General features: G+C 66.1%; 29 protein-coding genes. 10 read left to right on the forward strand and 19 right to left on the reverse strand.

Translation table 11 applies throughout. From position 1 onward, the window contains the following. The first annotated feature begins 41 nt into the window (after positions 1–41). Positions 42–1,898 carry a monovalent cation:proton antiporter-2 (CPA2) family protein gene (locus ACO076_RS20135; protein WP_421724595.1) on the forward strand — a complete coding sequence of 619 codons (1,857 nt, stop codon included), beginning with the start codon at positions 42–44 and terminating at the stop codon, positions 1,896–1,898. Positions 1,899–1,907: 9 nt separating this feature from the next. Here the strand turns inward: ACO076_RS20135 and pdxH are convergent, their stop codons facing one another. After that, a complete protein-coding gene (gene pdxH / locus ACO076_RS20140; RefSeq protein WP_421724596.1) occupies positions 1,908–2,504 on the reverse strand; it encodes a pyridoxamine 5'-phosphate oxidase in 597 nt (198 codons plus the stop codon). A 164-nt stretch (positions 2,505–2,668) separates the two neighbouring features. Here pdxH and ACO076_RS20145 point away from each other — a divergent pair, with 164 nt between their 5' ends. Next, a complete protein-coding gene (locus ACO076_RS20145) occupies positions 2,669–3,058 on the forward strand; it encodes an RT0821/Lpp0805 family surface protein (RefSeq protein ID WP_421724597.1) in 390 nt (129 codons plus the stop codon). A gap of 22 nt (positions 3,059–3,080) precedes the next feature. Here ACO076_RS20145 and ACO076_RS20150 read toward each other — a convergent pair whose 3' ends face one another. Then, positions 3,081–3,641, reverse strand: a complete 561-nt coding sequence (locus ACO076_RS20150; protein ID WP_421724598.1) for a DUF6101 family protein — start codon at positions 3,639–3,641, stop codon at positions 3,081–3,083. 140 nt (positions 3,642–3,781) lie between these two features. After that, complete coding sequence (locus tag ACO076_RS20155) at positions 3,782–5,206, reverse strand: FAD-binding oxidoreductase (protein ID WP_421726790.1); 1,425 nt, start codon at positions 5,204–5,206, stop codon at positions 3,782–3,784. A 144-nt stretch (positions 5,207–5,350) separates the two neighbouring features. Here ACO076_RS20155 and fabI point away from each other — a divergent pair, with 144 nt between their 5' ends. From fabI to aroC, 3 genes are all read left to right on the forward strand, one after another. Beyond that, positions 5,351–6,169, forward strand: a complete 819-nt coding sequence (gene fabI, locus ACO076_RS20160) for an enoyl-ACP reductase FabI (protein WP_421724599.1) — start codon at positions 5,351–5,353, stop codon at positions 6,167–6,169. 35 nt (positions 6,170–6,204) lie between these two features. Further along, entirely contained in the window at positions 6,205–6,792 is a 588-nt protein-coding gene (locus ACO076_RS20165; protein ID WP_421724600.1) for a histidine phosphatase family protein, read from the forward strand. A gap of 81 nt (positions 6,793–6,873) precedes the next feature. Beyond that, positions 6,874–7,962, forward strand: coding sequence for a chorismate synthase (gene aroC, locus ACO076_RS20170; RefSeq protein WP_421724601.1), 1,089 nt, complete (start codon positions 6,874–6,876; stop codon positions 7,960–7,962). A 21-nt stretch (positions 7,963–7,983) separates the two neighbouring features. Here the strand turns inward: aroC and ACO076_RS20175 are convergent, their stop codons facing one another. The 4 genes from ACO076_RS20175 to dxs form a co-directional block, all read right to left on the reverse strand. Further along, positions 7,984–8,991: a lysylphosphatidylglycerol synthase domain-containing protein gene (locus ACO076_RS20175; RefSeq protein ID WP_421724602.1), complete on the reverse strand. Its 1,008-nt coding sequence runs from the start codon at positions 8,989–8,991 to the stop codon at positions 7,984–7,986. 100 nt (positions 8,992–9,091) lie between these two features. Beyond that, the gene (locus ACO076_RS20180) at positions 9,092–9,826 is read right to left on the reverse strand and encodes a TlyA family RNA methyltransferase (protein WP_421724603.1); all 735 of its coding nucleotides are present in this window, start codon (positions 9,824–9,826) and stop codon (positions 9,092–9,094) included. A 12-nt stretch (positions 9,827–9,838) separates the two neighbouring features. After that, entirely contained in the window at positions 9,839–9,973 is a 135-nt protein-coding gene (locus ACO076_RS20185; protein WP_421724604.1) for a hypothetical protein, read from the reverse strand. A 57-nt stretch (positions 9,974–10,030) separates the two neighbouring features. Then, positions 10,031–11,944, reverse strand: a complete 1,914-nt coding sequence (gene dxs / locus ACO076_RS20190) for a 1-deoxy-D-xylulose-5-phosphate synthase (RefSeq protein WP_421724605.1) — start codon at positions 11,942–11,944, stop codon at positions 10,031–10,033. A 220-nt stretch (positions 11,945–12,164) separates the two neighbouring features. Here dxs and ACO076_RS20195 point away from each other — a divergent pair, with 220 nt between their 5' ends. After that, positions 12,165–13,334 carry a cation:proton antiporter gene (locus tag ACO076_RS20195; RefSeq protein ID WP_421724606.1) on the forward strand — a complete coding sequence of 390 codons (1,170 nt, stop codon included), beginning with the start codon at positions 12,165–12,167 and terminating at the stop codon, positions 13,332–13,334. 71 nt (positions 13,335–13,405) lie between these two features. On the opposite strand, the gene ACO076_RS20200 is transcribed toward ACO076_RS20195, so the two are convergent. From ACO076_RS20200 to ACO076_RS20215, 4 genes are read right to left on the reverse strand one after another with little or no spacing between them, the layout of a single operon-like run. Further along, positions 13,406–13,657 (reverse strand): exodeoxyribonuclease VII small subunit, encoded by a 252-nt coding sequence (locus ACO076_RS20200; protein ID WP_421724607.1) that lies wholly within the window; start codon positions 13,655–13,657, stop codon positions 13,406–13,408. A gap of 26 nt (positions 13,658–13,683) precedes the next feature. Beyond that, entirely contained in the window at positions 13,684–14,610 is a 927-nt protein-coding gene (locus tag ACO076_RS20205; RefSeq protein WP_421724608.1) for a histone deacetylase family protein, read from the reverse strand. 24 nt (positions 14,611–14,634) lie between these two features. Beyond that, a complete protein-coding gene (locus ACO076_RS20210) occupies positions 14,635–15,387 on the reverse strand; it encodes an enoyl-CoA hydratase-related protein (protein ID WP_421724609.1) in 753 nt (250 codons plus the stop codon). Then, positions 15,380–15,763 carry a hypothetical protein gene (locus tag ACO076_RS20215; RefSeq protein ID WP_421724610.1) on the reverse strand — a complete coding sequence of 128 codons (384 nt, stop codon included), beginning with the start codon at positions 15,761–15,763 and terminating at the stop codon, positions 15,380–15,382. The genes ACO076_RS20210 and ACO076_RS20215 overlap by 8 nt, the downstream gene beginning before the upstream one ends. A 105-nt stretch (positions 15,764–15,868) precedes the next feature. Between ACO076_RS20215 and ACO076_RS20220 the strand changes: the two genes are divergently transcribed. Then, positions 15,869–16,861: an L-threonylcarbamoyladenylate synthase gene (locus ACO076_RS20220; RefSeq protein WP_421724611.1), complete on the forward strand. Its 993-nt coding sequence runs from the start codon at positions 15,869–15,871 to the stop codon at positions 16,859–16,861. Here ACO076_RS20220 and ACO076_RS20225 read toward each other — a convergent pair. Further along, the gene (locus tag ACO076_RS20225; protein WP_421724612.1) at positions 16,858–17,823 is read right to left on the reverse strand and encodes a DnaJ C-terminal domain-containing protein; all 966 of its coding nucleotides are present in this window, start codon (positions 17,821–17,823) and stop codon (positions 16,858–16,860) included. The two genes, ACO076_RS20220 and ACO076_RS20225, sit on opposite strands and share 4 nt — an antisense overlap. A 99-nt stretch (positions 17,824–17,922) precedes the next feature. Beyond that, positions 17,923–18,861, reverse strand: coding sequence for a 4-hydroxybenzoate octaprenyltransferase (ubiA, locus tag ACO076_RS20230; RefSeq protein ID WP_421724613.1), 939 nt, complete (start codon positions 18,859–18,861; stop codon positions 17,923–17,925). A 132-nt stretch (positions 18,862–18,993) separates the two neighbouring features. Here ubiA and purD point away from each other — a divergent pair, with 132 nt between their 5' ends. Together purD and ACO076_RS20240 are read left to right on the forward strand one after the other, a co-directional pair. Then, positions 18,994–20,259: a phosphoribosylamine--glycine ligase gene (gene purD / locus ACO076_RS20235; RefSeq protein ID WP_421724614.1), complete on the forward strand. Its 1,266-nt coding sequence runs from the start codon at positions 18,994–18,996 to the stop codon at positions 20,257–20,259. An 85-nt stretch (positions 20,260–20,344) separates the two neighbouring features. Then, positions 20,345–20,737 carry a GFA family protein gene (locus ACO076_RS20240; RefSeq protein ID WP_421724615.1) on the forward strand — a complete coding sequence of 131 codons (393 nt, stop codon included), beginning with the start codon at positions 20,345–20,347 and terminating at the stop codon, positions 20,735–20,737. A gap of 184 nt (positions 20,738–20,921) precedes the next feature. On the opposite strand, the gene ACO076_RS20245 is transcribed toward ACO076_RS20240, so the two are convergent. The 5 genes from ACO076_RS20245 to ACO076_RS20265 all read right to left on the reverse strand — a co-directional run bounded on the left by ACO076_RS20245 (position 20,922) and on the right by ACO076_RS20265 (position 25,025). Continuing rightward, positions 20,922–21,752 (reverse strand): ABC transporter permease, encoded by an 831-nt coding sequence (locus ACO076_RS20245; RefSeq protein WP_421724616.1) that lies wholly within the window; start codon positions 21,750–21,752, stop codon positions 20,922–20,924. Further along, positions 21,749–22,759, reverse strand: coding sequence for an ATP-binding cassette domain-containing protein (locus tag ACO076_RS20250; RefSeq protein ID WP_421724617.1), 1,011 nt, complete (start codon positions 22,757–22,759; stop codon positions 21,749–21,751). The genes ACO076_RS20245 and ACO076_RS20250 overlap by 4 nt, the downstream gene beginning before the upstream one ends. A 216-nt stretch (positions 22,760–22,975) precedes the next feature. After that, entirely contained in the window at positions 22,976–23,404 is a 429-nt protein-coding gene (locus ACO076_RS20255; protein ID WP_421724618.1) for a VOC family protein, read from the reverse strand. A 76-nt stretch (positions 23,405–23,480) separates the two neighbouring features. Then, positions 23,481–24,308 carry a helix-turn-helix domain-containing protein gene (locus tag ACO076_RS20260; protein WP_421724619.1) on the reverse strand — a complete coding sequence of 276 codons (828 nt, stop codon included), beginning with the start codon at positions 24,306–24,308 and terminating at the stop codon, positions 23,481–23,483. A 3-nt stretch (positions 24,309–24,311) separates the two neighbouring features. Further along, a complete protein-coding gene (locus tag ACO076_RS20265; RefSeq protein ID WP_421724620.1) occupies positions 24,312–25,025 on the reverse strand; it encodes a glutathione S-transferase in 714 nt (237 codons plus the stop codon). A gap of 73 nt (positions 25,026–25,098) precedes the next feature. Between ACO076_RS20265 and ACO076_RS20270 the strand changes: the two genes are divergently transcribed. Continuing rightward, complete coding sequence (locus ACO076_RS20270; RefSeq protein ID WP_421724621.1) at positions 25,099–25,365, forward strand: DUF2277 domain-containing protein; 267 nt, start codon at positions 25,099–25,101, stop codon at positions 25,363–25,365. 16 nt (positions 25,366–25,381) lie between these two features. Here the strand turns inward: ACO076_RS20270 and ACO076_RS20275 are convergent, their stop codons facing one another. After that, positions 25,382–26,200: a class I SAM-dependent methyltransferase gene (locus tag ACO076_RS20275; RefSeq protein WP_421724622.1), complete on the reverse strand. Its 819-nt coding sequence runs from the start codon at positions 26,198–26,200 to the stop codon at positions 25,382–25,384. Between the last annotated feature and the right edge of the window lie 24 nt (positions 26,201–26,224).

Genomic DNA, 26,224 nt, shown 5'->3' on the forward strand with positions numbered 1-26,224 from the left:
AGGCAGGGACCTATGTCTTTGAGTTCAAAAAGGCGCGGTGGATGGCAGCTGAGGCACACGGAGTCGATCTTCTTCCAGCAGTAGCGCTGCTCGGTGCCGGCGTCGTCGCCGTCCCGATTTTCAAGCGGCTCGGGCTCGGTTCGGTGGTCGGCTATCTGGTCGCCGGCATTGCCATCGGACCGTTCGGCCTCGCCCTCTTCACCGACCCCGTATCGATCCTCAACGTCGCCGAACTGGGCGTCGTCATGCTCCTGTTCATCATCGGACTGGAGTTGAAGCCCTCGCGATTGTGGGCGCTCCGACAGGACATCTTCGGCCTCGGTATCGCGCAAGTCCTGTTGTGTGGCGCGCTACTGGCCGGCGCGGCGATGGCGTTCGGACTGAGCGCACCGGTCGCGATCGTCGCCGCACTCGGCCTGGCGCTGTCGTCCACGGCGATCGTCATGCAGATCCTCGAAGAACGCGGCGAGACGACCGATCGGCACGGCCAGAAGGTGTTCTCCGTCCTATTGCTGCAGGACCTGGCGATCGTGCCCGCGCTGGCGGTCGTCGCCTTTCTGGCGCCGGTATCGGAGGAGGCAACCGCTGCCGAGCGCTGGATCCAGGTCGGCATCGCCGTTGCCGCGATCCTCGGAGTCGTCATCGCTGGCCGCTACCTGCTCAATCCGGTTTTCCGTTTCTTCGCTGAATCGCGGGCCCGCGAGGTGATGACCGCCGCCGCCTTACTGGTGGTGCTCGGCGCCGCCTTCGTCATGCAGCTGAGCGGCCTGTCCATGGCGATGGGCGCGTTTCTGGCCGGCGTCCTGCTGTCGGAGTCGAGCTTCCGTCACGAGCTGGAAGCGGACATCGAGCCATTCCGCGGCCTGCTGCTCGGCCTGTTCTTCCTTGGCGTCGGCATGTCCCTCGACCTGACCCTTATCGTCGAATCGTGGGCGGTGATCCTTGGGATCGTCGTCGGCTTCATGGCGTTGAAGGGCGTCGGCATCTATGCGGTGGCCCGTATCTTCCGGAACAGCCATGCGGATGCCGTCCGGATCGCGTTGATGTTGGCGCAGGGCGGCGAGTTCGGCTTCGTGCTCTACACCACGGCCGTCGCCGACGGAGTCTTCACGCCGGATATTGCCGCGCTGCTCAACGCCGCCGTGATCATTTCCATGGCGCTGACACCGCTGGCACCGTTCCTGATGCGGCGCCTGTTGCCGCCCGACGACGAATCCTTCGAAGGCGTGGAAGCCGCCGAAGGGCTGAGTGGAACAGCGCTGGTAATCGGTTTCGGCCGTTTCGGCCAGGTGGCGAGCCAGGCGCTGCTCGCCCGCGGCATCGACGTATCGATCATCGACTCCGATACCGACATGATCCGCAGCGCCGCCCGCTTCGGCTTCAAGATCTACTACGGCGACGGTTCCCGCCTCGACGTGCTCCGCGCCGCCGGCGCCGGCAACGCCAAGGTCATCGCGGTCTGCATTGACGACCGCGACGCGACCGACAAGGCGGTGGAGATCATCAAATCATCCTTCCCGCTGGCGACCGTGCTCGCCCGCTCTTACGACCGCGGCCATGCGCTCAACCTGATCGGCGCCGGGGTCGACTACGAGATCCGCGAGGTCTTCGAGTCGGCGATGAAGTTCGGCGAAGCCTCGCTGATCGCCCTCGGCGTACCCGCAGCGGAAGCGGCCGAAACCATCGCCGACGTGCGTCGCCGCGACACCGATCGGCTCAAGCTGCAGATGGCCGAGGGCATCTACGCCGGGCGCGACCTGCTCAAGACCGAGCCGACCCCGACGCCCCTATCCGAGCCAAAACGGGAGGCCCAGGCACTCAGTGAGGAAACCGCCGAGGTGGCCGACGTGCCGGAGGAACAGGGTGCGGAATCGGAGCCCGAACCAGCCGACCGCTAGCGGCTCCGGTCAGGGGTAGAGCCGCGTCGCGGTCCAGTCATCGCCCGACCGGACAAACCGCCGGCGATCGTGAAGCCGCGACCTCCGACCGATCCAGAACTCGATCTCCTCAGGCGCGATACGAAAGCCCGACCAGTGGCCCGGACGGGGCACGTCACCGATCGCGTATTTCGTCGCATAGGACGCAACCGCCTTCTCCAGCGCGAAACGGGATTCCAGCGGCCGCGACTGCTGGCTCGCCCACGCGCCGATCCGGCTGCCGCGCGGCCGCGAGGCGAAGTAGGCGTCCGCTTCCGCGTCGGTAACCGTCGTCACCGCACCGCGAACCCGTACCTGACGACGCAAGCTCTTCCAGTGGAAACAAAGCGCTGCCTTAGGGTTGGCCTGGAGCGCGGTCCCCTTGGCGCTTTCGAAATTGGTAAAGAACACGAAGCCGTCTTCGTCGAAGCCCTTGAGCAGCACCATCCGCACATCAGGCATGCCGCTCTCGTCAATGGTGGCGAGCGCCATCGCGTTCGGGTCGTTGATCTCCGAACCCTCGGCCTCTGCAAGCCAGGTCGCGAACAGCTCCAGCGGATTCGTCGCCCGATCCAGGTCACCAGTCATTAACGAAAACTCACCATTCTGCCGACATCCTGAAAGGAGCGTCGGCGTTGCCGGATGCGAGCACCCCATATAGCGGCGCCCGACGCCGAGGCCAATCGTCGCCTAGCCGGCGAACAAAAAGCCGCGGCCGGCCGCTCCGACGTGCGATCGCGGTGGGGGCGCTGATGCTCCTCGTTTCCGGCTGCGCTCGACTCGGACTTCCTTTCGGACCCGGGCTGGACGCCCGGCAAGCGCCCGTCGACCAAACCATCACCAACAGCACGGTCACCGCCAGCGTCGATCCGTCCGACTGGGAAACGGTTCGCCGGACTCTGGCAGCAACCAGCGAAGACCAGCCGACAGGCCGCCTCGCCTGGCAGAACCCGCAAACCGGCTCGTCCGGCGCCGTGGAGGCAGAGGCCTCGGAGCAGCGTCAGGGCGGGGTTTGCCGCGCCTTCGCGACCATCGTCAACGATCACCGTGGTGTCCGGCGCTATCGGGGCGAGGCCTGCCGACGCGATGCCGGCGTCTGGCAGCTCACCGGAATCGTCGCCGACGATCGGACGTTGCTGTAGGCGGTCTCGCGGCCCACGTTCCTCAGGTGCGGGCGATGATTTCCCGGCTGCGGACCACATCGTGGCCGCCATCCATACCGCCTTGTCGGCGACGGCTGACCCGGGAGCGCCGACCGCGAAGCGGCGAACCCCCGCGGCGCGCGACCATGTCGGCAACGTCGACCGCCCCCATCCGGTTTCGCGGCACGCGGATCGACCCGTCGCTGTCGATAACCAGGAGGGGCAAGCCGAGCGCCCGCCCCCATGCCATCCAGTCGGCTGCGGCATCTTCCGGATCGTCGACCGCCAGCAAGGTCAACGTCAGGCGCGAATCCTCGTGGAGAAGTTCGACGAACACCTCCAGGTCGCCGTCCTGGCCGTCGGGCTCGATCCGCACCGCTACACCGCGATAAGCGCTGACCGGCACTGTCAGCACAGCGGGGATGCCGCCGAGCCGGCGACGCAGGATCGCTCGGTCGCGGTCGAGGGTGAAGGCCGGCGTACCGGCTTCGGCGGGTTGACGGACCGGCAAGGCGAAGGGGTCGAGCCGAAACCGGCCCGCCCCCGCCGTCGCCGCCCCGGCCACAGCTGTCTGACGTCTCAAAACTGAAACTCCCCGGGGTCCGTTTGTTGTGGACCTCTCGTGGCCGTCAATCTGGCACCATCCGGTCAGGAAGCGCTTAACGAGTTGGGTTAAGTTTTAGTGATTTGGCTGAGGGTTAGCGAAAGCTGACTCGACAGGGTTCACAAGACCTTGCCGGGATTGAGAATGCCGTTGGGATCGAAGGCCGCCTTGAGTCGGCGCATCAGATCGATCTCGATCGGGCTCTTCACCGATTTGAGCAGGGCCCGTTTGAGTTGACCGATCCCGTGTTCGGCAGAAATCGTGCCACCCAGCCGGCCGACGATCGCGTAAACCAGCGCGCTGACATCGTCCCAGCGCGCCAGGTAATCCGCTTTGTCCATCTCCGTCGGCTGGCTGATGTTGTAGTGGATGTTGCCGTCGCCGAGATGACCGAACGGGAACGGCCGACAGCCGGGCATCAAGCCGGTGACCGCGGCGTTTGCCTGCTCGATGAACGCCGGCACCTTTGCGCGCGGCACGGCGACATCATGCTTGATCGAACCGCCCTCCTCCTTCTGAACCTCGGAGAGAGCGTGGCGCAACCGCCAGAAGGCCCGGAACTGCTCCAGCGACTGGGCCTGAACCCCGTCATCGACCAGCCCGGCCTCGAGACCTTCGGCAAAGATAGCCTCAACCGTCGCGGCGGCGTCTGCCTCGGCGCGCAACGAGGAAATCTCGAACAGCACGTACCAGTCATGCGGCGACGCCAGCGGGTCGCGGGCGCCAGGCAGGTGCTTCGTCACCACCTCGATCCCAATCCGCGGCATCAGTTCGAACGCCGTGAGGCTGCCCCCGGCGATGCGATCGGCGATCGCGAAGAATGCGAGCGCCGCAACGGGGCTCTTGAGTCCCACAATCGCCACGCTTTGCCCGAGGGGCTTCGGCACCAGCCGCAACACAGCGGCAGTGATTACGCCGAGGGTCCCCTCGGCACCGATGAACACGTCGCGCAGGTCGTAGCCGGTGTTGTCCTTGCGCAATCGGCGGAGGCCATCCCAGACTTCACCCGTCGCCAGAACCACCTCGACCCCGAGAACCAGCGCGCGGGTATTGCCGTAGGCAAGCACGCCGGTGCCCCCGGCATTGGTCGAGAGAATCCCGCCGATCTGACACGACCCCTCCGACGCCAGCGAAACGGGAAACAGCCGGTCGACGTCATCCGCCGCGGCGTGGGCATCCGCCAGGATCACTCCCGCCTCGGCCACCATGGTGTTCTCGGCCGGCTCGATCGATCGGATCGCGTTCAGCCGCGACAGCGACAGGATCACCTGCCCGCCGCTACGGTCGGGAACCTGCCCACCGACAACGCCGGTGTTGCCCCCCTGCGGAACGATCGCGGTCCGTGTCTCGTTGGCGAGCCGGAGGATGGCCGAGACCTCGTCGACGGAACCCGGACGAAGGACCAGTGGGGTCAGGCCGTGAAACTTGTCGCGTGGCTCGATCAGGAAGCCGCCGACCGCGTCCGCGTCGCGTAGTGCGTGGCCGGTCCCGACGATAGCGGCAAAGCGGTCGATCAACGCTGATTCGAGCGGCGGAGATTTCATATCCATGACACAAACATACTATTCGGGCTCGCCAAACGCGTCGAGGCTGGTGGCGCCGAAAGCGGCATTCCGCCCATCCTTGATGCGTGCATGGCTGTATGCCATAGAGGCCGCCTTCTGACCGCTTTCACCAAAGGATGTTCCATGACCGAGCGAGGCGCACTCATGCGGGGCAAGCGCGGCCTGGTCATGGGCGTCGCCAATAACCGCTCGATCGCCTGGGGCATTGCCTGTGCCTGCCGCGATGCCGGCGCCGAGATTGCCCTCACCTACCAGGGCGACGCGCTGAAGAAGCGGGTGGTCCCACTCGCCGAAGAGCTCGGCGCCGAGGTCGTCGGCCACTGCGATGTCACCGATCCGGCGACCATCGACGCGGTGTTCGACACCGTGGCATCCAAATGGGACCGCCTCGATTTCCTGGTCCACGCCATCGCCTTTTCCGACAAGGATCAGCTCACCGGCCGGTATGTCGACACCACGGCCGATAACTTCAGCAAGACCATGCTGATCTCGTGCTATTCGCTGACGGCGGTGGCGCAGCGGGCCGAGAAACTGATGACCGACGGCGGCTCGATCCTGACGCTCACCTACTATGGCGCCGAGAAGGTGATGCCCCATTACAACGTCATGGGCATCGCCAAGGCGGCGCTGGAGGCAAGCGTCCGCTATCTCGCCGTCGACCTCGGCGGCAAAGGAATCCGCGTCAACGCGATCTCCTCGGGACCGATCAAGACCCTTGCGGCCTCCGGCATCGGCGACTTCCGCTATATCCTCAAATGGAACGAACTGAACGCGCCACTGAAGCGCGCGGTTCTGGTCGACGAGGTGGCGGACGCCGCCTTGGCGCTCCTGTCCGACCTCGGGCGAACGGTCACCGGTGAGGTGCTGCACGCCGATGCCGGATATCACGTGGTCGGCATGAAGGCCGTCGACGCGCCGGACATCGCCACCGTCAAGGACTGACGTTCGAGCCCCCCACCAGCAGGACACCCCTACTGATGCCGGATCATCCGACGCTGGTCTTCGTCCGCCATGGCGAAACCGACTGGAACGCCGAGGATCGGCTTCAGGGGCAGAAGGACATCCCGCTGAACGATCGCGGCCGCGCCCAGGCCCGTCGCAACGGCGAAACGCTGCTCGCCCAGTTTCCCGACATCGCCGGCTACGATTTCGTTTCCAGCCCCCTGTCGCGGACCCGCGAGACCATGGAGATCGTTCGCGTCGCCCTCGGCCTCGACCCGGCATCGTACCGGCTCGACGAGCGTCTACTGGAGATCACCTTCGGCGACTGGGAGGGCTTTACCATTGAGGAGCTTCGGGCCACCAATCCGGATTCGATCGCGGCCCGCGAAGCCGACAAATGGATGTTCCGCCCACCACGCGGGGAGAGCTACCACCTGCTGGCCGGCCGGGTCGGCGGTTGGCTTGGCGAACTCGAGCGCCCCACCGTCGCGATCGCCCATGGTGGCGTCGGCCGGGTCGTGCGCCATCGCCTTCTCGGTCTCGGTCAGCGCGAATCGGCGGCGATGAACTGCCCCCAGGACCGGGTCCTCCACCTCAAGGACGGGCAGGAAGCCTGGATCTAGCCGGCCGGTCGCCTCCGCCGCTGAACCGTTTGACCCGCCTCCCGCGCGCGCCTAGAACGACCCCACAAGCCGGGAATCTTCATGTCACACAACAGCTTCGGTCATCTGTTCCGCGTCACGACCTGGGGCGAAAGCCACGGGCCGGCCATCGGCTGCGTCGTCGACGGCTGCCCGCCGCGCATTCCGATCTCCGAGGACGAAATCCAGCACTGGATGGACAAACGCCGCCCGGGCCAGTCCCGCTTCACCACCCAGCGGCGCGAGCCGGACACCGCGCGGATCATGTCCGGCGTGTTCGAGGACGAGGAGAGCGGCCAACTCCTGACCACCGGAACGCCGCTGTCGATCGTGATCGAAAACGTTGACGCTCGCTCCAAGGACTACTCGCAGATCAAGGACAAGTATCGCCCTGGCCACGCCGATTTCACCTATGACGCCAAATACGGCATCCGCGACTGGCGCGGCAGCGGACGGGCCTCCGCGCGCGAGACCGCTTGCCGGGTCGCGGCCGGCGCGATCGCCCGCAAGGTCGTGCCAGGCATGGTGATCCGCGGCGCTCTGGTGCAGATGGGCCCCCATGCCATTGACCGGGAGCGGTGGGACTGGAACGCGGTCGATGCCAATCCGTTCTTCTGCCCGGATCCCGAGATGGTCGATTTCTATGCCGACTATCTCGATGACATCCGCAAGAACGGCTCGTCGGTCGGGGCGATCATCGAGGTGATCGCCAACGGCATCCCCCCCGGCCTCGGCGCTCCGGTCTACGGCAAGCTCGATCAGGACCTCGCCTCGGCGATGATGTCGATCAATGCGGTCAAGGGGGTGGAGATCGGCGCCGGGTTCACCGCGGCGGCGCTCACCGGCGAGGATAACGCCGACGAGATGCGCCTCGACGCCAACGGCGAGCGCACCTTCCTCTCCAACAACGCCGGTGGCGTGTTGGGCGGCATCTCGACCGGCCAGCCGGTCGTCGTGCGCTTCGCCGTCAAGCCGACGTCGTCGATCCTGACGCCCCGGCGCACCGTGACCCGATCGAACGAGGAGACCGACGTGTCCACGAAGGGGCGCCACGACCCGTGCGTCGGCATCCGGGCGGTCCCGATTGGCGAAGCGATGATGGCGATCGCGCTCGCCGACCACTACCTCCGCCACCGCGGCCAGGTCGGCTGACCGTTACGCCGCACAGCGTCGCTACTCGCCCGGGACGTCTTGCTGGCCACCGTCCCGGAGCCGCTCCCGCCGCTCGCGCTTGAACTCCGAGCGTTCGAAAAACAGGACGATGATGATCCCCAAGGCGAAGGGGATGAGCAGATAGAACAGCCGGAAGACCAGCAGTGCGGCAACAACGCTCGCCTCGTTCATATCGTCAAGCGCGGTGAGGAAAACGAACTCGAACACACCGAGCCCGCCCGGCGCATGGGAAACGATGGCGACGGCGAACGAAGCAACGAAGATACCGAGGACGGTAAGAAACCCGGGGTTGCCTTCGGCCGGCAGACAGAAATAGATGATCGCGGCCGCAGCGGCCAACTCGATCGGGCCGACGATCGCCTGGCGCAGCACCACCGCGGGACGCGGATAATAGAGGCGGAAGCTGCCGATCGTCAGGGGCCGAAAGCGGAAGAGCGACCCCAGGGCGTAAAATCCGACGATCGACAGCAAACCGAGGCCGATCAGCACGACGGTCCAGGTCGGCAGATCGAAAAACCGCTGCAGCACCGATGGCTTGAACACCATGACGATGCCGCCGAGCGACAGCGAGCCGACCAGGAATGTGAACGAGGTGAGCGCCACCAAGACGCCGACCTCGGCGGCGGAAAGACCACGCGTCCCGTAGGCACGCAGGCGGATCAGCGCGCCCGAAAGCAGCGATGCGCCGACATTGTGGGACAGCGCATAGGTGGTGAATGACGTCACCATCACGAACGGCCAACTGATCCGTCGACCGAGATGGAACAGGGCGATTCGGTCGTACTCGGCGAGCGCGACATAGGCGAACGCCGTGGCGACCCCCGCCAGGATCCAGCTCTGCAGCGAAATGGCCTTGAAATTCTCGATCAGGCTGGCCCAGGTGAGATCGGACAGTTTGCCGTAAAGCAGCCAACCGCAAAAGATTACAGCAAGAATACCGAACGTCGGCCAGAAGTAATGGCGATAACGGCTGATGCGTTGGAAGAAACCTTTGACTTCCGGCCTCATTCTCGGTTCCGACTGTCGTGATGGACGATTGCGCCATCCGTTCCTAGCCGAAGGCCAGCAGGAAATCAGCCCCGCCGATCACAGGAAGATGGGAAAAGCCTTACTGCTTGCGGGAGCCGAGCAGGAACTCGCGGTTGCCGTCGCCACCGGCGATCGGCGACGGAATCAGCCCGTCGACCCGCCAACCGGGTTGCTCCCTGAGCCAGGCGGCAACGTCGGCCGCGGCTTTCTCGGCCAGCGTGCCGTCGCGGACGATACCGCCCTTGCCGAGACCGTCGCGCCCGACCTCGAACTGTGGCTTGACCAGGAACACGCCCCACGAGCCCGCCGCCGCGAGGGTGAGCGCTGGTGGGAGCGCCAACTTCAGCGATATGAAACTGACATCGGCAACGACCGCGTCGATCGGGCTTTGCACGTCCGCCGCCGTCAGGTCGCGTGCATTGAGGCCTTCACGGTTGTGGACCGCCGGATGGTCGCGCAAACGCCGATGAAGCTGATCGTGACCGACGTCGATCGCATGGACCTGCTCCGCCCCACGTTCGATCAACACCTCGGTGAAGCCGCCGGTGCTGGCGCCGATATCCAGAATGCGCCGGCCGGCCGGGTCGTAACCGAAATGGTCGAGCCCGGCGATCAGCTTGAGTGCGGCCCGCGAGACGTAGCGCCCGGCCGGGTCGAACGCCGCGATCTTCGCTTCATCGCCGACGAGCGCCGCCGGCCGGGTCGCCATCTCCCCGTCGACGTGGACGGCGCCGCGCAGGATCGCGTCCCGCGCCCGGGCACGGGTCGGCACGATCCCGCGCTCGACCAGAGCCCGATCAAGCCGCTTTCGCACGGGGTCCGGCGCCTAGAAAAAGCAGCCGATGAATGCTGCGGACAGAATGTCGAAATAGACCGCCGCGCCGAACTGTGCCCATAAGGCGCCGCCGGCGATCAACGCCAGCCCGCCGGCCGTCAGCGCGATTTTCGGGGCGAGGGTCATAACCATCATTCTATCACATGAGCGGAGGCGCGGTCAGATGCACAGTTTCCGCAGGCTTCAGGCTCTGAGCGGCGTCACGGCGGCATCGCGGCCGAGTGCGGCAAACGCGGCGGTGACGATGCCTGCGGAATCGAGGCCGGCATCGGCCACCATCGCGTCGGGCTTGGCCTGATCGATGAATCGGTCGGGCATAGTCAACGTCCGTACCCTGAGGCCGCGATCGAGGGCACCGGCGGTCGCCAAATGCGCTAGCACCAGGCTACCGAAGCCGCCCGAGGCGCCCTCCTCGACGGTGAGCAGCACCTCGTGCTCGCGGGCCAGCCGATCGATCAAATCCGTATCGAGCGGCTTGGCGAAGCGGGCGTCGGCCACCGTCGTCGACAGTCCATGTGCCTCCAGTTCCTCCGCCGCCGTCAGCCCGGCGGAGAGCCGGCTGCCGTAGCACAGCAGCGCGATCTTGGTGCCCTCGCGCAGGATTCGCCCGCGGCCGATCTCCAGCGGCACGCCACGTTCGGGAAGGTCGACGCCGACACCCTCGCCGCGCGGATAGCGGAACGCAGACGGCCGGTCGTCGATGGCGGCCGCGGTGGCCACCATGTGCATCAGTTCAGCCTCGTCACCGGCGGCCATCACGACGAAATCCGGCAGGCACGAAAGATACGCCACGTCGAACGAGCCGGCATGGGTAGCGCCGTCGGCACCGACATAGCCGGCCCGGTCGATGGCGAAGCGCACCGGCAGGCGCTGGATCGCCACGTCGTGGACCACCTGATCATAGGCGCGTTGCAGAAAGGTCGAATAGATCGCCGCGAACGGCTTGTAGCCTTCGGTCGCTAGTCCGGCGGCGAAGGTCACGCCATGTTGCTCGGCGATGCCAACGTCGAAGCACCGATCGGGGAACCGCCCGGCAAAACGGTCGAGCCCGGTTCCGCCGGGCATGGCCGCAGTCACCGCCACGATCCTGTCGTCCGCCTCGGCCTCCTGGATCAGGGCGTTGGCGAAGACCTTGGTGTAGGACGGCACGTTGGCGGTGCTTTTGGCCTGCTTGCCGGTCACCACGTCGAACTTGGCGACACCGTGATACTTGTCGGCGGACGCTTCGGCCGGAGCGTAACCTTTGCCCTTTTGGGTCACGACGTGAACCAGCACCGGGCCGTTACCCATGTCGCGGACGTTTTTCAGGACCGGCAGCAGGTGGTCGAGATTGTGGCCATCGATTGGACCGACATAATAGAATCCGAGTTCCTCGAACAGCGTGCCTCCGGTCCAGAAGCTGCGGGCGAATTCTTCCGTGAGCTTCAGTTTTTCGCGGAAGAAGCGCGGCAAAGCCTCGGCGATCCGCTTGCCGAGCCGGCGAAACCGCGAATAGGTGTTGCTCGATACGATCCGCGCCAGATGCGCCGACAAGGCTCCCACCGGCGGGGCGATCGACATGTCGTTGTCGTTGAGCACCACGATCAGCCGCGATTTCAGGTGCCCGGCGTTGTTCATCGCCTCGTAGGCCATGCCCGCCGACATCGCCCCGTCGCCGATGACGCAAATGACGCGAACGTCGCCGCCGGCGAGATCGCGAGCCACCGCCATGCCGAGGCCGGCCGAGATCGACGTCGAGGAATGGGCGGCACCAAACGGGTCGTATTCGCTTTCCGCGCGCTTGGTGAAACCGGAGAGGCCGCCGGCCTGCCGGAGTGTTCGGATTCGGTCGCGGCGACCGGTGATGATCTTGTGCGGATAGGCTTGGTGCCCGACGTCCCAGATCAACCGATCGCGGGGCGTGTCGAAGACGTAGTGGAGCGCCGTGGTGAGCTCCACGACACCCAGCCCCGCGCCCAGGTGCCCGCCGGTCACCGAAACGGCAGAAATCGTTTCGCTGCGAAGCTCGTCGGCAAACTGCCGCAGTTGTTTTTGGTCGAGGCGACGCAGGTCGTCCGGGACGCGGACCGCGTCGAGAAGCGGGGTTTCACGTGTCATGGGCGCAGTGGACGGATGTCCTAGTGAATGGAGTGCTCGCAAATCGGTTCGAAACGCTTATACCAGCCAGATACAGCCGGCCAAACGCACAGCCACCACCCGAAATTGTCCAAATGACGACCCGCTATCGCTCATCGCCTCGATTCCCCGCCCTCGTTGCCGATGGGCCACGGGTCGCGGCACGCGGCTTTTTGTCCCGCCAAGCGGGTGAGCCCAGCGCGTGCCTGACGACCTAATCCTGATTACCATCGGCGGGCTCCTGCTCGCCGGTCTGGCGATGGACGCTGTAGGTCGGCGCACGCACCTGCCACGGGTGACCCTGCTCGTGCTGCTCGGCATCGTCGCCGGTCCGTCCGTCCTCGACATCATCCCCGACGCCGACGGCCTATATCCCCTCGCCGCGACCATGGCGCTGGTGATGGTCGCCTTCCTGCTTGGCGGCAGGCTAACCCGCAAGGTGCTCGCCGAAGACGGTGTCCGCATCCTTGGCGTATCGACCGGCGTGGTGGTCGCGACCGCGGCGGTCGTCGGCGTCGGTCTATGGTTGACCGGCTTCGACCCGGTGTTGTGCCTGGTGCTCGCCGGCGTCGCCACCGCCACCGACCCGGCGGCAACACAGGACGTGGTCTCCCGCAGCGGTGCCAAGGGACCGTTCTCTCGGGTCCTCCTCGGGGTGGTCGCCATCGACGATGCGTGGGGACTGATCGCGTTCAGCCTGCTGCTGGCTGCCGCCCACGCGGTCGTCGGCGAAAGCGTAAGCGGATCACTTGAGGTCGCGGCGGTGGAGATCGGCGGGGCGATTGCGATTGGCCTGGCCATCGGTCTGCCGGCCGCCTATCTCACCGGCCGCCTGAAACCGGGCGAACCGACCCAGGCGGAAGCGCTTGGCGTCGTCTTCCTTGGCGGCGGCATCGCCCTTGCCGTCGGCGCGTCGTTCCTGCTCGCGGTGATGGTCGCCGGCTTCCTGATCGCGAATCTCGCCCGCCATCATGCCCGCGCCTTTCATGAGATCGAGCACATCGAGTGGCCATTCATGGTGCTGTTCTTCGTGCTCGCCGGCGCCTCGCTCGACCTGTCCGCCCTCCCGACCATCGGCCTGCTCGGCATACTGTATCTGGTACTGCGCTTCGCCGGTCGCGTCATCGGAGGCTGGGTCGGCGGGGCCGCCACCGGCGTCGCCCCAGATCAGCGTGTCTGGATGGGCATGGCGCTGATGCCCCAGGCAGGCGTCGCCATGGGCATGGCTCTGATCGCGGTCGGGTCGTTTCCGGAGTACCGGACCGAGATTCTAGCGACGACGATCGCCGCCAGTGTCATCTTCGAACTCGGCGGCCCAATCCTCACCCAGATGGCGCTGAAGCGGGCGGACGAGGTTAGGTCGGAAAGCTGAATTGCCGACGCCACAGTTAGCGGCTGCGCCACCCCCTCTGGCTCCCCCGCAACGGGAGAAAGGCGTTGGTGTCACCGCTCGTCAAGCGGCGCGGTGCCAACCGGCTTGCCGCTGGCGCTCAGGCGGATTTTCTCGACCCGCCCCTCGGCTTCCTTGAGCAGCGCCTCGCAATGGGCCCGCAGCGCCTCGCCGCGCTCGTAGATCGCAATCGACTCCTCGAGGTCGACTTCGCCCTGTTCCAGCCTTTGGACAATCGATTCGAGCTCGGCCAGCGCCTTCTCGAAGGAGAGCTCCGCGACGGGTGTCGGATTGGAGTCGGGCATCGCAACCTCACATGGCGCGCGGACTATCAGGTCCGCTTCAGCGCCTCTATATGGGCCGCAACCGAGTCGGCCAAGCCCTGGAGATCATAGCCGCCTTCGAGCAGGCTGACGATGCGGCCGTCGCAATGGCGCGCGGCCACGGTGGTCATCGCTTCCGTCGCCCAGGCGAAATCCTGCTCCGTCAGGTTGAGCGAGGCCAGTGGATCGCGCCAGTGTGCGTCGAAACCGGCGGAGACGATGATCAGATCGGGCGAGAACGCGTTTATCGCCGGCAACAGGTGCCCGGTGAAGGCATCCATGAAGGCGACGCCATCGGCCCCGGGCGGTAGCGGCGCGTTGACGACGTTGCCGGCACCGGTCTCCGACGCCGCGCCGGTGCCCGGAAAGAGTGGCATCTGGTGGGTCGATGCGTAGAGGATCGATGGATCCGACCAGACCAGTGCCTGGGTGCCATTGCCGTGATGAACGTCCCAGTCGACGATCGCCACCCGCTCGACGCCATGGGCCTGCTGGGCGTGGCGCGCACCGATCACCGCATTGGCGAACAGGCAAAAGCCCATCGCGACGCGCGCCTCGGCGTGATGGCCGGGTGGGCGCGTTGCGCAAAAGGCGTTGTCAGCTTCACCAGTCATCACCGCGTCGACGGCAAGGCACGCGGAACCGACCGCGTCGGATGCCACCTCGAAGCTGCGCGGCGATAGCCAGGTGTCGGCATCGAGCGCTACCTCGCCGTCGGCGGGGAGCGCCGCGCGGATGGTGGCGATGTAGTCCTCGGGATGCGCGAGCATCAGGGTGGCGTCGTCGACCGGCCGCGGCGCCTTGCGCGGCAACGCAGCGAATCGCTCCTCGCCGAGCACCGCGTTGACCGCGCGGATACGATCGGGGCGTTCCGGGTGCCCCCGCGGCACCTCGTGTTCGAGAAAAACAGGGTCGCTGACGATCAGCGTCGTCACCGGCCGGCATCCGCGGTGAGAGGGTCAGTGCCCCTCGCGATCGACGTAGGCATAGAGCGCATCGTGCGCCGCCGGCGATCTGAGCAGATCGCCGAAGCCCTTGGCCTCCTGATTGATCCGGACCACCACATCCTGGCGTTCCCCGCGCATCAGGCGCCGCGCCATCCGCACCGCCTGCGGTGGTTTTGCCGCCAAAGCCCTCGCGTAGTCAAACGCGACGGTGCCGACCTCCTCCGGCTGAACCACGCGGTTCACCAGTCCGGAGGTGAGCGCCCGCTGAGCGTCAAACTGCTCGCCGAGCACCATCAGCTCGAACGCGCGGTGATACCCCATGATGTATGGGGCCAGCAGGCTGGTCCCGCCCTCCGGCGGCAGTCCAAGCGCTGCGAACGGACAGGCGAACACCGACCATTCGCTGGCGACCACGAAATCGCAGTGGAACAGGATTGTGGTCCCGACCCCGTGGGCGAGCCCGTCGACCGCCGCCACCACGGGCTTGTCCACCGTGGCGAGGGTCTTCATGAAGCGGATCGGGCTTTCGCCGAAATTGCCGCTTTCGGCATAGCTGCGAAGGTCATCGGGATCGTGTCCCGCGGTGAACACGCCGGGGGTTCCGGCGAACAGGATGACTCGAGCCGCCGTGTCGCGCTCCGCCAGCTCGATCGCCTCGACACAGGCATCGAACATGTCGGCCGTGAAAGCATTGCTCCGGTCGGGTCGATCGATCCGGATCGTCTGCACGCCCTCGGCGACATCGATCGAAATGTGCTCATCCATGAGGATATCCATAGCGCCCCGCTTTGTCCTCGCCTGCGATCTGATCACCGGAGTGAAACAGCATTGCGGTCGCCTGCGCTGTGAACGCGGTCGCTTGCGCCGTCACCCGTTGCCGGAGATAGGTCGTTTCTCCGAGAATCGTGTCGGTGAAACAAGCGGCGATGGCAACAGAAAACGACCGGTTTTGGTCGCTTTCGGCGATCAAAACGGCGCGAGACAGACGTGTGCCAGCCTGAGTCAACGCCAGCTGGCAAAAGCAGGGCGATACTGCCGGTACGAGAGCCATTTTGGTGCTTCTGGCCGCCCGGTAATGCCTCTTGGCGACGCCACGGTTGTCGACCGCGGCACAGAAGCAATCAAAGATTGTATTCAACATGTCGGCAACCGACGCCCGAAGCCCCATACACGTTTGCTTTCGCGGCGGCTTGACCGAGCCCGACCGAACGGCAAAAACCCGCAGCGTATGTCGGACCTTAGTCGGATGGCGCGCTTGCCTCAAATTGTCGAAGCACAGGACCCCGCGACCATCGATCGCGCGGTTGCGGCGGCGGCCGCGGTCCTCGCACGCGGCGATCTCGTCGGCATGCCGACAGAAACGGTCTACGGCCTCGCGGGCGACGCCACCAATCCGGATGCCATCGCGGCGATCTTCGCCACCAAGGCCCGGCCGCGCTTCAATCCGCTGATCGTGCACGTCGCGTCCGTCGAGGCGGCGATGACGCTTGCCGCCTTCTCGCCCGAAGCGAGCACGCTGGCCGAGGCGTTCTGGCCGGGAGCCCTCACCCTGGTACTGCCGAAACGCACACCTTCCCCGATCGCCGATCTCGCCACCGCCGGACTCGACACCCTTGCGATCCGGGTGCCTCACAATCCTGTCGCCCAGGCGCTGCTCGCCGAATTTGGCAGGCCAATCGCCGCCCCGAGCGCCAACCGGTCTGGCAAAATCAGTCCGACCACCGCCAGTCACGTCGCCGACGACCTCGATGGCGAGGTTGCGCTGATCCTCGATGCCGGCGATACGCCCGTCGGCATCGAGTCGACCATTGTCGGCCTGAGCGATGGAACGCCACGGCTCTTGCGCAGTGGCGGCATTGCTCGTTCGCAGATTGAGGATGTACTGGGCCGCCCGCTCGTCGATCCGATCGATTCCGATGCGCCGTCGGCGCCGGGCATGCTGCGATCGCACTATGCGCCGAACGCGCACCTAAGGCTTGACGTCGACGCCGTCCGGCCGAGCGAAGCGCTGCTGGCGTTCGGGCAAGCGCTTCCGCCTGGCGCCGAAAGTGCCGTCGCCATGATCAATCTCAGCCCCGCCGGCGACGTCCGGGAGGCCGCCACGCGGCTGTTCGCGGCGATGCGCGACTTGGACGCCAAGGCCGACGCGATTGCAGTCGTGCCAATCCCGGAAACCGGGTTGGGCGAAGCGATCAACGATCGTCTCCGCCGTGCTGCCGCGCCGCGTGAAAGAAGCTAAGCGGCCTTCTCGCCGCCGGCGGTGGCTTCGTCCCGTTCGCGCCAGCGCTTCATCAGTTCGGTCAGCTCTGGGTCCCCACCGTCGGGCAGGACAATCCTGAGCGACACCAGCAGATCGCCGCGGCCGCCACCGGCCTTGGGCAGGCCCTTGCCCTTGAGCCGCAGCGACTTGCCGCCGCTGGAGTTGGCCGGAACGTTGAGCGACACCTCGCCCTCGAGCGTCGGCACCCGGATCTTGCCGCCGAGCACCGCATCCTCCAGCGGCACACTGACCTCGCGGCGCAGCGTCGCGCCGTCAACGCGGAAGTGGGGGTGCGGCACGAACTCGACCGTCACGCGCGCATCGCCGGCTGGTCCGCCGAGCATTCCCGGTTGCCCCTGCCCACGTAGGCGGATCACCTTGCCCGAGACGGTGCCCCTGGGGATCGCTACGTCGACCGTCCGCCCGGTGGGCAGATCGACCCGCACCTTGTCGCCGGCGACCAGTTGCTCCAGCGTCACCGCGACGGTCGCGCTGACGTCGGCGCCCTTGACCGGTTGGGGATTGGCCCGGGCGCCGCCCCCCGCCCTGCCCTGGCCCATGCCGCCGAAAATCTCGTTGAGGATGTCGTCAGAGGCGAACGGGTCGCCGTCGGCGCCGCCAGTCGACCAGCGGAAGGTCCTCGTCCCGCCAGCGCCGGGCTGCGGCCCTCCGCCGAAACCACCGCCTTGGCCAAAGCCCTCAAAGCCCTGGAACTTGGGCTTGCCTTCGGCGTCGATCTCACCGCGATCGAACTGACCGCGCTTCTCCTTGTCGCCGACGATCTCGTAGGCGGCGTTGGCCTCGTTGAAGCGTTCCTTGGCCTTCGGATCGGATTTGTTGGAATCCGGGTGGTACTTCTTGGCAAGCTTGCGGAAGGCCGATTTGATCTCGGACTCGCTCGCAGTCTTGCTGACGCCCAGGACTTTATAGGGATCGCGCATGATTCTTGAGACGATATCAGGGGTGGCGACACGGCGAAACGCCGGTTTAGCGCAAATGATATGGGGTTGTCAGGTCGCCGGTTCTACCGCCCACGATCATCAAGCGGCGGTCAGCCACGCATCGATCAGCAGTCCGGCGAACAAAATCCAGCCGGTATCGCGATTGGAGCGGAACAACATCAGGCAGCGGTCGGGATCGTCGATATCAAGCGTCACCACCTGCCAGCCGAGGTGAACCGCGGCCGCCGCCAGGCCGACATAAGCAGCGGTTCCGGTGCCGGCGGCAACAAACGCGGCCGCGAACAGCGCCACCGCCAGACCGTAGAACACGGTGAGATACGGCTTGGTACGCGCGCCGAACAGGCGCGCTGTCGAGCGCACTCCGACCAGCGTGTCGTCCTCCCGGTCCTGGTGGGCATAGATGGTGTCGTAGCCGATGGTCCAGGCAATACAGCCGACATAGAGGAGCACCGGCGCCAGGCCGAGATCGCCGAGGAGAGCCGCCCAGCCCATGAACGCCCCCCAGGAAAAGGCGATACCGAGGCCGAGCTGCGGCCAGTCGGTCACCCGCTTCAGGAATGGGTAAATCGCCACCGCCAACAGTGAAGCGAAGCCAACGACAATGGCAAAACCGTTGAACTGGAGGAGCACCACCAGGCCAACCAGCGCCTGCGCCGCCAGGAAAAGTACGGCGTTGCGGACGCTGATTTGGCCGCTCGGGATCGGCCGCGACCGGGTCCGCGCCACCTCGGCGTCGAGGTCGCGGTCGACGATGTCGTTGTAGATGCACCCCGCTCCGCGCATCGCCACCGCGCCGATGAAGAACAGCACCAAATGCCACGGGTCGGGAAAGGCGCGCCCAGCGAAATCCGCTGCCAGTGCCGCCGACCACCAGCACGGCCACAAAAGCAGCCACCAGCCGATCGGCCGGTCGAGCCGGGCCATGCGGGCATAGGGCTTGGCCGCCGCCGGCAGATACCGGTCGACCCAGTTGCCGCGCACGGCATCGGCGACGGTGGTGGTTTCGGGCTGGGTCACCGAGTGTCCGGCCTCCGTTTCGGACGCAGACTATCGCTGGGGGCGAGTCAGACCAACCGTTTCGTTGACGCACGAATCGTGATCGAAGAGGCCGTACAGTGGTTGGGTAAACGCCGTGATGATCGTCCTCCCATGAACATCCTCCTGATCGGTTCCGGCGGGCGCGAACATGCGCTGGCCTGGAAGCTGGCCCAGTCGCCCCGTTGCGGCGCCCTCTACGCCGCGCCGGGCAATCCTGGGATCGCCCAACATGCCGAGCTCGTGCCCCTCGACGTCGACGATCACGACGCGGTGGTGCGCTTCTGCCTGGAGAAGTCCATCGGCCTGGTGGTGGTCGGACCGGAGGCACCACTGGTCGCCGGCCTCGCCGACGCGCTCGGCGGTTTCGGCATCTCGACATTCGGCCCGACGGCGGCCGGCGCCCGGCTCGAGGGATCCAAGGGCTTCACCAAGGACCTGTGCGCCGAGGCCGGCATTCCCACCGCCGCCTACCAGCGCTTCACCGACGCGACCGCCGCTAAGGCCTATATCCACGCGCGCGGCACACCGATCGTGGTCAAGGCGGACGGTCTGGCCGCCGGCAAGGGAGTCACCGTCGCCGCAACGACGGACGAAGCCAATGCCGCCATCGACGCCTGTTTCGCTGGCGACCATGGCGCTGCCGGCGCGGAGGTGGTGGTCGAGGAATGCCTCGTCGGCGAGGAGGCAAGTTTTTTCGCGCTGACCGACAGCACGACCATCGTGCCACTCGCCACCGCTCAGGACCACAAGCCGGTCGGCGAGGGCGACACCGGCCCCAACACCGGCGGCATGGGCGCTTATTCCCCGGCGCCGGTGATGACGCCGGACCTGGTGGAACGCACAATGGCCGAGGTCATCCGGCCGACGGTCGAGACCCTCAAGGCTCGCGGCACGCCATTCTCCGGTGTGCTCTACGCCGGCCTGATGATCACCGACACCGGCCCGAAGCTGATCGAATACAATGTCCGCTTCGGCGACCCGGAAACCCAGCCGATGATGATGCGCCTCGACAGCGATCTGGTCGAGCTACTCCACGCCACCGCCACCGGCCGCCTCGGCACGGTGCCTGCGCCGCGGTGGAGCGACCGGGCGGCCTTAAGCGTGGTAATGGCGACCCGCGGCTATCCCGGCGCCTATGAAAAGGGCAGCGTCATCCGCGGCATCGACGCGGCTGAAGCCCTCGACGGCGTCAAGGTCTTCCAGGCCGGCACTGCGCTGAAGAACGGCGAACTCGTCGCCAATGGCGGCCGAGTCCTCAATGTCACCGCCACCGGCGCCACCATCGCGGACGCCCAGGCCCGCGCCTATCAAGCCGTCGACCGCATCGACTGGCCTGAGGGCTTCTGCCGCCGCGACATCGGCTGGCGGGCGGTTTGAACACGCCGCTTCAGTCTCCGCAGCTCGAACCGGAACCTTCGGTGGCAAGATTGGAGAGTAGGTGGAGTGCAAGAAGGACGGTGCGATGCTTAAGGGTAAGTGCCTGTGCGGTGCGGTGAGGATCGAGGTTGAAGGAGAGCTGGAACACGCCCCAGAGGCGTGCCACTGCTCCCAATGTCGCAAGCAGTCGGGTCACGTTCTGTCGACCGTGAATGTCCGACGCAGCGCGCTGACCATCCATGGAGAAGACGCCATCACCTGGTATCGATCGTCGGATCAGGTTCAACGGGCTTTTTGTTCCATATGCGGTTCGACGTTGTTCTGGCATCCGACGATTGAGGGATATGCGTTCACGGCCGTGGCGATGGGCTTGTTTGGCTCGCCGACCGGTACGAAACTGGCAAAGCACACCTTTGTCGGTGACAAGGGCGACTACTACGACATCAACGACGGGGTCCCCCAGAGTAACGATTACTGAGGCGGCTATTTCAGTTCATCGCCAAAGGCAGCCGGGTGCGTACCAATAGGTGCGGTGAGAGGTGTTGATCTCCGGCGGAAACGCCGTCCGTTCTCCGATCAGGTTGGAGACAGGCTTTTCGAGGCTCGCACCCTCGCACCTCAAGATGACCACGGCCTATGGCCGCTCGATAGAGCGAGTTCTCCTACGTCTTCCGCCCGTAGAGCATCATCGCGAGGGGGGCGAAGATCGCGGTAATCACCGCCGGGCCGATCAGCGACAGGCCGATCGAGTAGAGCGACACGACGCCGTCCATGATCTCCCGCGACGCGGTTGTCAGGATCGCCACCGGATTGACCGCGACAACCGCCTGCAGCCAGTCCGGCATCGTCGCCGGATCGACGTAGATGTTGGAGGCGAAGGTCACCGGCATCAACACCAGCCAGCTCAGCGTCATCACCACGGAGGGCGTGCGCACCACCAGCGCCAGCACGACGAACACCCAGGAGATGCCGAAGCCGAACACGTTGAGGAGCACGATCACTGCCACGACGCCGGCGACACCAGCCTCCGGCCGGAAGCCCATGATCAGGCCGATGGCGACGACGATCAGCGACGAGAGGGTGTAGCGGATGGTGTCGCCAAGCATTGCCCCGACGATCGGCGCCGGCCGCCAGATCGGCAGCGAGCGGAACCGATCGTAGACGCCCTTGGAGAGGTCGGTGTTGAGAGTGAAGCCTGTGTAGATCGTGGTGAAGGTCACCGTCTGGACCAGGATACCCGGCAGCAGGAACTGCAGATAGGCGTCGGTCGAGCCGGCCAGCGCCCCGCCGAACAGATAGGTAAACATCACCGTGAACATGATCGGCGTGACGATCACGTCGAACATTTGTTCCGGCTGATGCTTGACCTTGAGCAGCGCCCGCCAGCCGAAGGTCATCGCATTGGCGATCGCGCCCGGCGGGCGTGGCCGGGCGTCGGTCGAAAGGACCCGACGCAGGTCGACCGCATCGATGGAAGTATCGATCTGGCTCATTCCGCTGCCTCCCGCATCGGGCTGTCGCCCTTGACCTCGGTGCCGCCCTTGCCCTTTTCGACGGCGCCGTGACCGGTGAGCGCGAAGAACACTTCGTCGAGGCTCGGCTGGCCGAGCGAGAAATCGGATACCGCGATGCCGGCCTGTGACAGCGCCGTGAGCGAGCCGGCGGCGCGCTCGGTGTCGGAGAGGCGGACGGTAAAGGCGCGCGGATCGCGATCGGTGTGCGCCTGCTCGCCGGTGCGTTCCTCGAGCAACCGCATCGCCGCGTCGCGCTGGACCGGATCGGCGACCCGCACATGCATCACCCCGGCGCCGACCGACGTCTTCAGCTCGCTGCTGGTACCTTCGGCGATCATCGTCCCGCGATCGATCACCGCGATTCGGTCAGCAAGCGTGTCCGCCTCCAGGAGATACTGGGTGGTGAGAAGTACCGTCGTACCGTTGGAAGTGAGCAGCCGGATGATGTCCCAGACCTGGTTGCGGCTGCGCGGGTCGAGGCCGGTGGTCGGTTCGTCGAGGAACAGAAGCTCCGGCGTCACCACCACGCTCGCGGCGATATCGAGGCGGCGGCGCATTCCGCCGGAATAGTTCTTCACCTCGCGGCCGGAGGCCTCCGACAGGCTGAACGCGTCGAGCAACTCGGTGGCCCGGTCCCGGGCGCGGCGGCGCGAAAGGCCGAGCAACCGGGCGAGCAGCACCAGATTCTCGAACCCCGATAGCTCCTCGTCGACCGAGGCGAACTGGCCGGTCAGGCTGATGCGTTCGCGCACCGCATTGGCGTCGCGGGCGACATCGAGCCCGAGCACCCGGGCCGATCCGCCGTCCGGCTTCAGAAGCGTCGCCAGAACGCGCACGGTGGTGGTCTTGCCGGCACCGTTCGGGCCGAGCAGCCCGTAGACCGCGCCACGCGGCACGACGAGGTCAATGCCATCGACTGCGCGATTGCTGCCGAATGTTTTGACGAGGCCAGCCGTCTCGATGGCCAGGGCCGATTGATCAAGCATGGTTTCAGACTTTCAAAGGTGTCGCCGTCAAGCACGGCCGACTCGAAATGCGCCGGGAAGCCCTCCCAGTGTAAAGCGAACCGACCATGTGCTAGACGCCGCAGCCTGTAGCGAGTTGCCGCCGCTGACGCAACCCGCGTGTATCGGCGAATCCTGACAGCCTTGTGGCAGAAACCGACCGGTTTCCGCGGCTGATCGCGACGATGTGATCGCCGCTCAGGCTGGCTCGTGCGCCTTTGGCCAGTAGGTTCCGAACGACCAGACATTGCCCTCTGGATCGCGGCAGATGAACTCGCGGCTGCCATAGTCGCGGTCGGTGAGCCCCTCCTCGATCCGGGCGCCGGCGACTTCGGCTCGCGCGAACATGGCGTCGGCATCGTCGACCGCGACATAGGTCGCCTTGCCGCCGGTTTGCCCCGCGCCGCCGACCCGCGCCCCGTGGGCATCGTCACGCGCGGTCCCAATCATGATCATCGACGATCCATAGGCGAGTTGGGCATGCTGGACGACGCCGTTGTCGTCCTTGTAGTTGGCATGGACGACGAACCCGAAAGCCTCGACCAGCCAGTCGATCATTCGATCGGCATCGCGATAGCGGAAGGTCGGGTAGATGCGGGGCGGCTCGACCAGGGTCGGTTTAGGCATGGTTGGCTCCATTTCCTGTCATCAAAGAGGAAAAAGTGCCACGCCGCCCGCGCGCCCGGATTGAAGAAATGGAACCTCAGGCCACCGCCCGCCAGGCCGCGGGCGTCGCGCCCGCGAAGGTGCCGAACTCCCGCACCAGGTGCGCCTGATCCGCATACCCGCACGCCGCGGCGACATCGGCCCAACCGCCGGCGGTGTCGGACCGCGCTACGGCGACCGCGCGATTGAAGCGGGCGATGCGGGCCACCGTCTTCGGGCTGGCGCCAACCTCCTCGCGGAACCGCGCCGCCAGGTGTTTGCGGCTCCAGCCAACCGACTCGGCTAGCGCGCTGATCGGCATGCGTCCGCCGGTCCCGACGAGCTGCCGGTACCCCCAGGCCACGCCCGGCGAGGGCGTCGCACCACGGTTCAGCCGATCGGCGACAAAGGCCTCGGTGATAGCGAACCGCTGCCGCCAGGTCCGCGTGTCAGCCAATCGCCGCGCTAGCCCCGACACGCCGGCGTCGCCGAGGTCGTCGAGATGAACCATGCGATCGCGCAGCAGCCGCATAGGCAGGCCGAAGAAGCGATAGGCGGCGAGCGGTGTGAAGTCGATCTGCAGGCAGCAGGCCTCGCCGCGCGATCGAATCCGCACCGGTCCGCCATAGAGCCCGGCCGTGAAACTGCTGAAGCGGTCGTCCGCGGTCGGCTGACGCCCCAACCCGATCTCGAACGGCGCCGCGAAGGAGACGATCAGCGGCACCAGCAGCGACGCAGTCTCGGTCTGGTGGGTGATCGCGCCAGCTGTCTCACGATAGCCGGCGATCCGCAGTACCGAGCCGGCCAGCGCCGCCGGGATCGTGTGGCTCACCTTCTCGAAGCCCTCGACCGCGCGGTCCTGATCGTCGATGCAGTCGCCGGCCATCGCCTAGCCGTCCAGCTCGCGATAGTGGCGGAAGATGCCGTCCTCGTTGAACGCCTCGCGGCGGTCGGAGGCGAGATAGGCGGCGATCCGCGGTCGCTTGGCGACGCGATCGTGCAACGCGACCACCAGCGGATGATCGGCCTCGATCCGAGCCATCGCCTCGGGAAATGCGTAGCGCAGGCCCGCCACGACCTGGAACAGGGACAGGTCGGCGGTCGAAATCCGGGCGCCGACCAGATGCTTATTGCCCTTGGGGTTGCGGGCCAGGATCGACTCGAACCAGCCAAGGAAGCGCGGAATCCGCGATTGGCGGAACGCCTGCGACCTGCGCTTCGCCTCCGGCTTCTGGTCTTCGTAATAGAGATCGCCACCAAGCGGATGGTGAACGTCGTGTGCTTCGACCACCAGATCGGCGATGGTGAGCTGGATCTGATGAGCCCATAACCGCTCTGCCTCCGCCTTCGGCACCAGCCCGTGCCGCTCGCCGAGATAAGTGACGATGTTGGCGGTCTGGCCGATCAGCCGCTTGCGGTCACGGAGAAACGGCGGCGCGAAGGACGGGGTGGCGATCATCGCGTCGTCCCAGGCCCGCATCAGCGCCCCGACGCCGTCCTCGCGCGCAACGTCGACATAGTCGGCACCGGCTTCCTCCAGCGCCAGCCGCACAAACTCGCCGCGGCCTTGCAGACCAGGCCAGTAGTAGAGTTCATACGCCATCGTCACCTGCTCCGCCGTTGCCGTGACCTAGGGTCGTCACTACCCTGTGGCGATATCAGAACAGGAGAGGCCCATGTGCCGCAACATCAAAACACTGTTCAACTTCGACCCGCCGGCGACCGATGACGAGATTCACGCTTCGGCGCTCCAATTCGTCCGAAAACTCTCCGGCTTTGCCAAGCCGTCGAAGGCGAACCAGGCGGTGTTCGACCAGGCCGTCGAGGATGTCGCTGCGATCGCCCGCCGGCTGGTCGACTCGCTCGAGACCAATGCTCCGCCACGCAACCGCGAGATCGAGGCGGCCAAAGCCAAGGCCCGCGCCGCAGCCCGCTACGCCTGATCTGTGTCCGACCGCGTTAACCGTCCCGCCGCGTGACGAACACCACGTGTTCGTCGGTATGGGGATCATCGGCATCGATGTCGAGCACGGTCAGGCCGGCGCGGGCGAATCCGTCCAACCAGACCTCTTGCGGGAAGACGCCGATCCGATGAGTGTCAGAGGCTATCTCCGTCGCTTTGCCCGGCGTTTTGAGGATCAGCGCATAGTCGACCCGGGCAACGGTCTCGCCCGGCCCAAGCGGATGGGTCCATTCGAGAAACCGGGCACCGCCGCCATCGGGACGATCCGTGCCGCCATGGGTGGTGCCGGGTGCAAATGTCTCGGCGGTCACGTCGGGGATGAACACGGCGACGCCGCCCGGACGACAATGGATCGCAGCGGTCGCGATCGCCGCATGGAGATCATCGACCGTCAGCATATAGTCGAGCGCGTCGTGGGCGAGCACGACGTCGAAGGTCTCGCCCAGCCTCAGCGCGCGCATATCGCCGACCACATGGGCGCACTCGGGGTTGATCGACTGGCTGAGATCGAGCATCGCCGGCGACAGGTCGGTCAGTGTGCAGGCGAAGCGCCGCTTCAGGTGGAGCGCGTTGTTGCCGCCGCCGGCACCGAGTTCCATCAACGTTCGCGCCTCGCCGTCGATCGCGGCATCGATCAATCGACCGATGTGTTCGGCCTCCGCCCGGTAATCGTCCGGATGGGTGATGTCGTGGAACCAGGGCGCCAGATCGGTGTAGAGGCGATTCATCGCTGATGCATCCAGGCAACGCCCGGCGGAAATACCGGACAGCGCCGCGTAAATGGCCGCGTATCCGGTCGAAAACGTGGCGAACACGCCCGGAAAGCCTTAGAACCGGCG

The organism is Bauldia sp. (assembly GCF_965232525.1).
In the GTDB taxonomy this organism is placed as follows: Bacteria; Pseudomonadota; Alphaproteobacteria; order Rhizobiales; family Kaistiaceae; genus Bauldia.